This is a genomic window from Streptomyces sp. P5F9, from assembly GCF_057961495.1.
The window spans coordinates 1-9,988 of the sequence record NZ_JBXVPZ010000369.1 but is presented as its reverse complement, the minus strand read 5'-3'; the positions used below and the strand labels follow the sequence as shown (position 1 = coordinate 9,988).

Annotated in this window: 8 protein-coding genes; 2 read left to right on the top strand and 6 right to left on the bottom strand. The window is 67.8% G+C overall.

Annotated elements, in window-relative coordinates; genetic code table 11:
- Positions 1–18: 18 nt before the first annotated feature.
- From AC31A1_RS38625 to AC31A1_RS38600, 6 genes are all read right to left on the bottom strand, one after another.
- Positions 19–1,125 carry a sugar ABC transporter substrate-binding protein gene (locus AC31A1_RS38625; protein ID WP_489657755.1) on the bottom strand — a complete coding sequence of 369 codons (1,107 nt, stop codon included), beginning with the start codon at positions 1,123–1,125 and terminating at the stop codon, positions 19–21.
- Between the two features lie 355 nt (positions 1,126–1,480).
- Entirely contained in the window at positions 1,481–1,933 is a 453-nt protein-coding gene (locus AC31A1_RS38620) for a heat shock protein transcriptional repressor HspR (protein WP_033284884.1), read from the bottom strand.
- 5 nt (positions 1,934–1,938) lie between these two features.
- Positions 1,939–3,126, bottom strand: coding sequence for a molecular chaperone DnaJ (dnaJ, locus tag AC31A1_RS38615; protein WP_393751009.1), 1,188 nt, complete (start codon positions 3,124–3,126; stop codon positions 1,939–1,941).
- 60 nt (positions 3,127–3,186) lie between these two features.
- Positions 3,187–3,861: a nucleotide exchange factor GrpE gene (grpE, locus tag AC31A1_RS38610; protein WP_489657754.1), complete on the bottom strand. Its 675-nt coding sequence runs from the start codon at positions 3,859–3,861 to the stop codon at positions 3,187–3,189.
- A complete protein-coding gene (dnaK, locus tag AC31A1_RS38605; protein WP_393751005.1) occupies positions 3,858–5,702 on the bottom strand; it encodes a molecular chaperone DnaK in 1,845 nt (614 codons plus the stop codon). The genes grpE and dnaK overlap by 4 nt, the downstream gene beginning before the upstream one ends.
- Before the next feature lie 96 nt (positions 5,703–5,798).
- Positions 5,799–6,821 (bottom strand): MraY family glycosyltransferase, encoded by a 1,023-nt coding sequence (locus tag AC31A1_RS38600; RefSeq protein WP_489657753.1) that lies wholly within the window; start codon positions 6,819–6,821, stop codon positions 5,799–5,801.
- Positions 6,822–7,061: 240 nt separating this feature from the next.
- On the opposite strand from AC31A1_RS38600, the gene AC31A1_RS38595 reads away from it, so the two are divergent.
- A complete protein-coding gene (locus tag AC31A1_RS38595; RefSeq protein ID WP_489657752.1) occupies positions 7,062–9,353 on the top strand; it encodes a (Fe-S)-binding protein in 2,292 nt (763 codons plus the stop codon).
- Between the two features lie 225 nt (positions 9,354–9,578).
- Complete coding sequence (locus tag AC31A1_RS38590) at positions 9,579–9,980, top strand: hypothetical protein (protein ID WP_489657751.1); 402 nt, start codon at positions 9,579–9,581, stop codon at positions 9,978–9,980.
- Positions 9,981–9,988 lie beyond the last annotated feature (8 nt).

Below are 9,988 nucleotides of genomic sequence, written 5' to 3'. Positions count from 1 at the left end.
CCTGCCCCCGCCGCCGCCCTACTTCAGCCCGATGACCGAGCACGCCGACTTGTAGTCGGCCGTGCAGATGTCGGAGATCTTGTAGATCCCGTCCGCGACCACCGTCGTCTTGATGTTGTCCTTCGTCAGCGCGACCACGGACACCAGCTGCGAGGGGATCTTCTTGTTCGTGGGGCTGTCGACCGTGTCACGGGTCAGGGCGTCGAACTCGATGTCCCTGCCCTGGACCTTGGCGACCGCGATCTTCGCGGCGGCCTCGGCGAGGTCGGGGTACGGCTTGTAGACGCTCATGTACTGCTCGCCGGTGACGATCCGCTGCACGGCGGTGAGTTCGGCGTCCTGGCCGGTGACGGGCGGGATCTTCGTCAGGCCCGACGCCTTCAGGGCCTTGATGATGCCGCCGGCCATCGCGTCGTTGGCGGAGTACACCGCGGCGATGTTGTTCTTGCCGAGCTTGCCGATCGCCTCGGTCATCTCCTTCTGGGCGATGTCCGGGTCCCAGGCCTTGGTGTTGTAGCTCTCGGCGATCGTCACCTTGCCCTGCAACTCGGACAGCGCCCCGCCCTTGAACACCGCGGCGTTGGGGTCGGTCGGCGAGCCGTTGATCATGACGATCTTGTCGGAGGTGTCCACGTTGCTGCCCAGCGCCTCGACCAGGGAGCGGCCCTGCACCTCGCCGACGAGTTCGCCGTCGAAGGAGACGTACGCGTCGATCGGGCCCTCGGCCAGCCGGTCGTAGGCGATGACCGGGATGCCGGCGGTCTTGGCCTTCTTCACCATGGTCCGGATGGCGTGCGAGTCGACGGCGTCGAGCACGATGATGTCGACCTTCTCGTCGATCATCTTCTGCATCTGCTTGTCCTGCGTGGCCGCGACGCCGCCGGCGTTCGCGTACTCGGCCTTGCCCTTGTTCGAGGTGAGTTCCTGGATCTTCGCCTTCATGATCGGGTAGTCGAACTCCGCGTACCGCGTGTTCGTCTTCTCCGGCATGAGCACCCCCACCGTGATGTCGTTGCCCTTCGCGGGAGTCGCGTCCGTGCTGCTCCCCGACGAGTTGAGCACGCCACAGGCGGCCAGGGGGAGGGCCAGCGAGGACGCGGCCACGGATATGGCGATACGACGCATTGGGTGCTCACTTCTGGTGCCGTGCGGACGTGGGTGCAGCATTGCGACCCAGGTGACTGAAAAGCCAACGCGGCCGCGACCACCGGCGTCAAGCGGAACTACTTAACGAGATGGCAACGCCACGTTCCGTTTGGTATGTGGAGATGCTGCGGAACCCCATCCAAACGCTCTTTACGGACCCTCCACTCAACGGGAGTTCATGAACGGGCAAAGATAAGCACAACCAACTCCCGTCTTCACAAGTCCTGATCGGCAACGGCCATGTGCCGCCGCGACGAGTTCCGCGCCCGCGAGACGTACACGTGAAGGGGCCCGGAGACATCGGTCTCCGGGCCCCTTCACGTGTACGTGGACGTCAGTCCGAGGACTGCTGCCGCTTCGGCCGCCACACCACCAGCGCGCTGGTCTGCTGGACCTCCTGGTACGGGACCAGGTCGCGCCGGTACGACGCGTGCACCGCGGCCTCGCGCTGCTGCATCGTGGCCGCCGCGCCCTCGACCGCCGACTGGAGCTCGGCGACGCGCTGCTGGAGCGCGACGACCTGGTTCTCCAGCTCGATGATGCGCTTGATGCCGGCCAGGTTGATGCCCTCGGTCTGCGACAACTGCTGGACGGTGCGCAGCAGTTCGATGTCGCGGGCCGAGTAGCGCCGTCCGCGCCCGGCCGTGCGGTCCGGGGAGACCAGGCCGAGGCGGTCGTACTGGCGCAGCGTCTGCGGGTGCAGGCCGGAGAGCTGGGCCGCCACCGAGATGACGTAGACCGGGGTCTCCTCGGTCAGCTCGTACGGGTTGCGTCGACGGCCGTCCATCACTCTCATGCTCCCTTCGCGGCCTGGAACAGCTCCGCCCGCGGGTCCTCGCCCGCGGTCGCCTCTCGATACGCCTCCAGTGCGTCACGAGCATTCCCCGTGACGTCCTTCGGGACACTCACCTCGACCGTGACGAGGAGATCGCCCCGGGTGCCGTCCTTGCGGACCGCGCCCTTGCCGCGGGCGCGCATCGTCCGGCCGTTGGGCGTGCCCGGGGGCAGCTTCAGCGTCACCGGGGGCCCGCCCAGGGTGGGCACCCTGACCTCGCCGCCCAGTGCCGCCTCGGCGAACGTCACCGGGACCGTCACCGTGAGGTTGTCGTCCTTGCGGCCGAACACGGGGTGCGCGTCGACGTGCACCATGACGTACAAGTCGCCTGCGGGACCGCCCCGTTCACCCGGTGCGCCCTTGCCGCGGAGCCGGATGCGCTGGCTGTCCGTGACCCCTGCGGGGATCCGGACCTGCATGGTCCGGGACGACTTGGCGCGCCCGCTGCCCTTGCACTCGATGCACGGGTGCTCGGCGATCAGGCCCCGGCCCTTGCAGTCCGGGCACGGGTCCGTGAGCGAGAAGCCGCCGCCGGAGCCGCGCGCGACCTGACCGGTGCCGACGCAGGTCGGGCACACGCGCGGTGTGCCGTTCTTGTCGCCGGTGCCCGAACAGGCCTTGCAGGGCTGCTGCGAGGACATCCGCAGCGGGACCGTGGCCCCTTCGATGGCCTCCGTGAAGCTGAGCGTGACCTCGGACTCGATGTCCTGGCCGCGCCTCGGCTGCGTACGGGTCGTGCCCGTGCCGCCGCGGTTGAACAGGCCCCCGAAGACGTCACCGATCCCGCCGCCGAAGCCGCCGGCTCCCCCGGCGCCGCCGCCCTGGGCGCCGCCTCCGAAGAGGTCGCCCAGGTCGAAGTTGAAGTTGCCGCCGCCCGCGCCGCCCGGCCCCGGGCGGAAGCCGCCGTTGCCGAACAGTGCGCGGGCCTCGTCGTACTCCTTGCGCTTCTTGGGGTCACCGAGGATGTCGTTGGCCTCGGAGATCTCCTTGAAGCGCTCCTCGGCCTTGGCGTTGCCCTTGTTGGCGTCCGGGTGGAACTCGCGGGCGAGCTTCCGGTACGCCTTCTTGATCTCGGCCTCGGTGGCGTCCTTGGGGACGCCGAGGACCTTGTAGTAGTCCTTCTCGATGAAGTCCTTGGTGCTCATCCTCGACGTCCCTCCTTTCCTTTGGTGCTACTCCCCTTGCGGGTCCCGTGGGGTGCGATGTCAGCCCTCGTCCGGGCCACCGCTCTCCTTGTCGTCGTCCGCGGTCTCGGCGGCGTCCGAGGACTCCGCCTTGCCGGTCTGCGCGGCGCCGGGCTGCGGCTCCGCGACCGCCACCCGCGCGGGGCGGATGGTGCGCTCGCCGATGCGATACCCGGGCTGAAGGATCGCCACGCAGGTCGTCTCCGTGACGTCCGGCGCGTACGAGTGCATCAGGGCCTCGTGGATCGTCGGATCGAAGGGCTCGCCCTCCTTGCCGAACTGCTGCAGTCCCATCTTCGCCGCGGCGGTCTCCAGCGACTCCGCCACCGACTTGAAACCGCCGACGAGTTCACCGTGTTCCCGCGCGCGGCCGATGTCGTCGAGCGTGGGCATCAGCTCGGTCAGGAGGTTCGCCACGGCGATCTCCTTGACCGCGATGCGGTCCCGCTCGACCCGGCGGCGGTAGTTCTGGAACTCGGCCTGGAGCCGCTGGAGGTCCGCGGTGCGCTCTTCGAGCGCCTTGCGCACCTGGTCCAGCTGGGCCGTCAGACCGGCGATCTGTGCGCTTGCGTCCCCTGCCGGGGCCGCCCCCTCCCCACTGCTGGAGGGGGAGGCGGCCTGCGGCTCGGCGTCGTCGGGGGTGGCGCCGGAAGGGACATCAGGCTTCTCGTCGAAGCCCGGGGTCTCCTCCGTCACGCGGCACCGTCCTTGCGCTCGTCGTCCACGATCTCGGCGTCCACCACGTCGTCGTCCGCCTTGGGCGCCTCGGCACCCGGGGCGTCGCCGCCCGCGGCCTGCGTGGCCTGGGCGTCGGCGTACATGGCCTGGCCGACCTTCTGCGAGACCGCGGCGACCTTCTCGGTGGCGGTGCGGATCTCGGCGGTGTCCTCGCCCTTGAGCGCGGCCTTCAGCTCCTCTACGGCGGCCTCGACCTCGGTCTTGACCTCGCCGGGGACCTTGTCCTCGTTGTCCTTGAGGAACTTCTCCGTCTGGTAGACGAGCTGCTCGCCCTGGTTGCGGGACTCGGCGGCCTCGCGGCGACGGTGGTCCTCGTCCGCGTACTGCTCGGCCTCCTGGCGCATGCGGTCGACCTCGTCCTTCGGCAGCGAGGAGCCGCCGGTGACGGTCATCTTCTGCTCCTTGCCGGTGCCGAGGTCCTTGGCCGTGACGTGCATGATGCCGTTGGCGTCGATGTCGAAGGAGACCTCGATCTGCGGGACACCGCGCGGGGCCGGCGGCAGACCGGTCAGCTCGAACATCCCGAGCTTCTTGTTGTACGCCGCGATCTCGCGCTCGCCCTGGTAGACCTGGATCTGCACGGAGGGCTGGTTGTCCTCGGCGGTGGTGAAGATCTCGGACCGCTTGGTCGGGATCGTCGTGTTCCGCTCGATCAGCTTGGTCATGATGCCGCCCTTGGTCTCGATGCCGAGGGACAGCGGGGTCACGTCGAGGAGCAGGACGTCCTTGACCTCACCCTTGAGGACACCGGCCTGGAGGGACGCGCCGATGGCGACGACCTCGTCCGGGTTGACGCCCTTGTTGGCGTCCTTGCCGCCGGTCAGCTCGCGCACGATCTCCGCGACGGCCGGCATACGGGTGGAGCCACCGACGAGGACGACGTGGTCGATCTCGTTGATGGAGATGCCGGCGTCCTTGATGACGTTGTGGAACGGCGTCTTGCAGCGCTCCAGGAGGTCGGCCGTCAGCTGCTGGAACTGGGCCCGGGTGAGCTTCTCGTCCAGGTGCAGCGGGCCCTCGGCGGACGCCGTGATGTAGGGCAGGTTGATCGAGGTCTCGGTGGAGCTGGACAGCTCGATCTTGGCCTTCTCGGCAGCCTCGCGCAGACGCTGGAGGGCCATCTTGTCCTTGCCCAGGTCCACGCCGTGGCCGGACGCGAACTGCTTCACCAGGTAGTCGACGACCCGCTGGTCCCAGTCGTCACCACCGAGGTGGTTGTCGCCGTTCGTGGCCTTCACCTCGACGACGCCGTCGCCGATCTCCAGGAGGGACACGTCGAAGGTGCCGCCACCGAGGTCGAAGACGAGGATCGTCTGGTCGTCCTTGTCGAGGCCGTACGCCAGCGCGGCGGCGGTCGGCTCGTTCACGATGCGCAGGACGTTCAGGCCCGCGATCTCGCCGGCCTCCTTCGTCGCCTGGCGCTCGGAGTCGTTGAAGTAGGCCGGGACGGTGATGACCGCGTCCGTGACCTTCTCGCCCAGGTAGGCCTCGGCGTCGCGCTTCAGCTTCTGCAGGATGAAGGCGCTCATCTGCTGCGGGTTGAAGTTCTTCCCGTCGAGCTCGATCTTCCAGTCCGTGCCCATGTGGCGCTTCACGGAACGGATGGTCCGGTCAACGTTCGTGACCGCCTGGCGCTTGGCCACCTCTCCGACGAGCACCTCGCCGTTCTTGGCGAAGGCGACGACGGACGGCGTGGTCCTGGCGCCCTCTGCGTTGGTGATGACGGTGGGCTCGCCGCCTTCAAGAACGCTGACGACGGAGTTAGTCGTGCCCAGGTCGATGCCGACCGCACGTGCCATGGTTGATTCCTCCAGCAATGACTTGAGTGGAACGGACTCAAGTGTGCACGACACTCACCGCTGGGTCAACAGAGCTGAGTCGACCAGGCTCAACTCTTATCCGTTCCTTACACGCAACTGGCCTCTGACCTGCGTGGACGCGGCACGCCGCACCCCGTAGACAGTGACTTTAAGCAGTCCGAACACGACGACCAGGGCCGCACCCGCCACCCACACGACGGCGGATTCGCCGACCCACCCGTTGTGCACGAGCACCCCGACGAGCACTCCGGAGAACCCGCCGATCCCCAGGACCACCACCGCTCCCTGCGGAGTGAGCCCCAACCGCCGCAGCCGATGGGCGAGATGATCGGGCCCGCCCCGCAACAACGCCCGCCCGGCCAGCCGTCGCGACAGCAGCACCAGTACGGCATCGGCACTGGCAACCGCGGTCAGCGCGAACAACACCCCCGCACTGGACGCGAACCCGCGCCCCACCTGCGTGACCACGGCGGCCGAGGCGAGCACGAACCCCGTGAACAGCGACCCGCACGCGCCGAGCGCGATCCGCGCGGGATACCAGTTGTGCATCAGGAACCCGGTGAGCGCGGCGGCCAGCACACTCAGCAACACCGCGAACCCGTCCATCACTTCCATCGCGGCACAGGCCCCGACCCCGAAGGCGGTGACCACCCCCACGGTCCCGGCGAGCCCGTCCGCGTGATCGAGCCCCTTGAAGGCACCGGCGACGAACACGATCCAGACCGCCGCCAGCAGCCCGCCGGGCACCCCGATCTCCCCGTACGGCACGACGCAGGCCGCCGCGACAGCCGTACCGAGGACGAGGAACCGCGTCTTCAGCCGCCACACATCGGCGACGAGCCCGAGCGCGGCCACGGCGGACCCGGCGCCCAGCAGTCCGCCGACCCCGTCACCGAGGGGGGCGACGCCGGTCCAGTCGCACGCCCAGGTCACCGATACGACGGCGAGCACGACGGCCAGTCCCCCGAGCAGCGGCACCGGTCGCGTCCGGCGCCGCCGGTCGACGAGGCCGGCCTTGAGGGCGGGCACCCGGAGCAGTGCGGCGAGGACGGCGGCGAGGAGCAGGGCGGTCGTGGCGGCGAGAATCCCGTAGAGCACGAATCCAAATTAGACGCAAATGTACCAATTCAGTACGAATAACACGATCAGACCGTAACAAGCTTGGGAACAAGCCCGGAGCAGGTCTTTTTAGGTGACCCTCAGCGACACACATCACCGCACGGCTGGCTACAGTGCGACGCAAGATAGGGGTAGTCTCGGTCGAACCGATTAAGTTACCGCTTAGTAATGTGCTGAGCGGTGATGCCATGACCCCTCGCAGGCCCGAGGAGCCCTGAAATGCAACTCGCCGCGATCATCGTGTCGCTGGTTCTGATCGTGGTCGGTGTGGCGCTGTTCGCCCGCGCCGTCCTCCAGATCTACACCTTCATGCGACTCGGCCAGAACGTGCCGGCGGGCACCCGCACCGACGAGCCCGTCCAGCGCACCGTCACCGTGGCCAAGGAGTTCCTCGGCCACACCCGGATGAACCGCTGGGGTGTCGTCGGCGTCGCGCACTGGTTCGTGGCGGTGGGCTTCTTCTCACTGCTGCTGACGATCGTCAACGCCATCGGCCAGCTCTTCCAGGCCGACTGGCTGCTGCCGGTCATCGGCGAATGGGCGCCGTACAACGTCTTCGTCGAGTTCATCGGCACGATGACGGTCCTCGGCATCCTCGCCCTGATCGTGATCCGCCAGCTGAGCAAGCCGAACCGCCCGGGCCGCAAGTCCCGCTTCGCCGGCTCGAACTTCGGCCAGGCGTACTTCGTCGAGGCCGTCATCCTCATCGTCGGCGTCTGCATCTTCATGCTGCACGCCCTTGAGGGGGCCCAGCACCACGTCGACGCCTACGAGGCGTCCTTCTTCATCTCGTACCCCGTGGTCTCGGCCCTGCGGCACCTGGACGTCTCCACGCTCCAGAACCTCACGTACCTCTTCGCCGGCGTGAAGATCGCGACCTCCTTCATCTGGATGATCACGGTCGCCCTGAAGACGGACATGGGCGTGGCCTGGCACCGTTTCCTGGCCTTCCCGAACATCTGGTTCAAGCGGAACGCGACCGGCGAGACGTCCCTCGGCGCCCTGCTCCCGATGACGTCGGGCGGCAAGCCGATCGACTTCACCGACCCGGGGGACGACGACGTCTTCGGCGTCTCCCAGGTCGAGCAGTTCTCCTGGAAGGGCCTGCTGGACTTCTCCACGTGCACGGAGTGCGGCCGCTGCCAGTCGCAGTGCCCGGCCTGGAACACGGGCAAGCCGCTCTCCCCGAAGCTCCTGATCATGTCCCTCCGGGACCACGCCCACGCCAAGGCGCCGTACCTGCTGGCGGGCGGCGGCAAGTCCATGGAGGGCGAGGAGAAGGCCACGGAGGAGCAGCTCGCAGGCGTCCCCGCCGCCGCCCTGGCCGAGGCCGAGCGCCCCCTGATCGGCACTCTCGAAGAAAACGGCGTCATCGACCCGGACGTCCTGTGGTCCTGCACCACCTGCGGCGCGTGCGTGGAGCAGTGCCCGGTGGACATCGAGCACGTCGACCACATCGTCGACATGCGCCGCTACCAGGTGATGATCGAGAGCGCGTTCCCGTCCGAGGCCGGGACGATGCTGAAGAACCTGGAGAAGAAGGGCAACCCCTGGGGCCTGGCGAAGAAGCAGCGCCTGGAGTGGCTCAAGGAGGTCGAGTTCGAGGTCCCGGTCGTCGGCCAGGACATCGAGGACCTGTCCGAGGTCGAGTACCTGTACTGGGTCGGCTGCGCCGGCGCGTTGGAAGACCGCGCGAAGAAGACGACGAAGGCCTTCGCGGAACTCCTCCACATCGCGGGCGTCAAGTTCGCGATCATGGGCGGCGACGAGAAGTGCACGGGCGACTCGGCACGGAGGCTCGGCAACGAGCCGCTGTTCCAGGAGCTCGGCATGGAGAACGTCATGGCCCTGAACATGGCGTTCGGCGAGGAGCTGGACGACGACGGCAAGGTCGTAGTCGAGTCGGCAAAACCCAAGTCGGCGAAGAAGATCGTCGCAACGTGCCCGCACTGCCTCAACACCATCGGCAACGAGTACCCGCAGCTCGGCGGCGACTACGAGGTCATCCACCACACCCAGCTGCTCCAACACCTCGTCGACGAGGGCAAGTTGGTCCCGGTCACCCCGGTCGAGGGCATCATCACCTACCACGACCCCTGCTACCTGGGCCGCCACAACAAGATCTACACGCCCCCGCGCGAGATCATCGCCAGCGTCCCCGGCCTGCGCAACGAGGAGATGCACCGCCACAAGGAACGCGGCTTCTGCTGCGGAGCCGGCGGCGCGCGCATGTGGATGGAAGAGCGCATCGGCAAGCGCATCAACAACGAACGCGTCGACGAAGCGCTCTCCCTGAACCCGGACATCGTGTCCACGGCCTGCCCCTTCTGCCTCGTGATGCTGACCGACTCGGTCAACGGCAAGAAGAACGATGGCAAGGCCAAGGAATCGATCCAGGTGGTCGACGTGGCCCAGCTCCTCCTGGACTCGGTCAAGAAGCCGTCGGACGACGAACCCCCAGCAGGCACCTCGGAACCGGAGAACGCCCCGGAGCCCCAGCCGGTGAAGTAACCAGCCAGTCTTCTACGACGATGCCCCGCCCCCTAGCTGAAGGGGTGCGGGGCATCGTCGTACCGTCCCCCGTCCCGTCCTCATCCCCCGATCCCGTCCCACGGTGTAGCCCGCTACACCGTGCATTCGGGAGAACGGTCCCTCGTGACGGCGAGTCCGCGACGGAATCGTAGAGGCCAGAGACAACACCCTCTCTCTCCTCCGATCCCCGCCGAAGGAAATCCCGTGAAGTCGCTGCTCGCCACCGTGAAGTCGTTCATCGCCAACCTGCTGCTGTGGTCGTTCTTCGTCGGCGGCCTCGCCGCGAGCACGGCCTCCGGGGCGGTGCTGGACGGTACGGCGAAGAACGCCGCCGCCTACACCGGTATCGCCGTCTCCCTCCTGGCCGGCTCGCGCATCGCGAAGAAGCCGAAGATCAAGGCGTTCCTGTCGAAGCGGTCGACGCTGTGGTTCCTGTTCCTCTTCAACGGGGGTGTGGCCGCGTTCTGCTACCTCTCCATGGACGGCGTCAAGGGCATCGCGACCGCGGCCGGGATGGGCCTGGTCTCCCTGGGCGCGGCGGGCGGCCTGATAGCGGGCCGCCGCGAGCAGACCGCCAAGGCACGACTGGAAGAGCCCTGGGCCTGACCCCGACC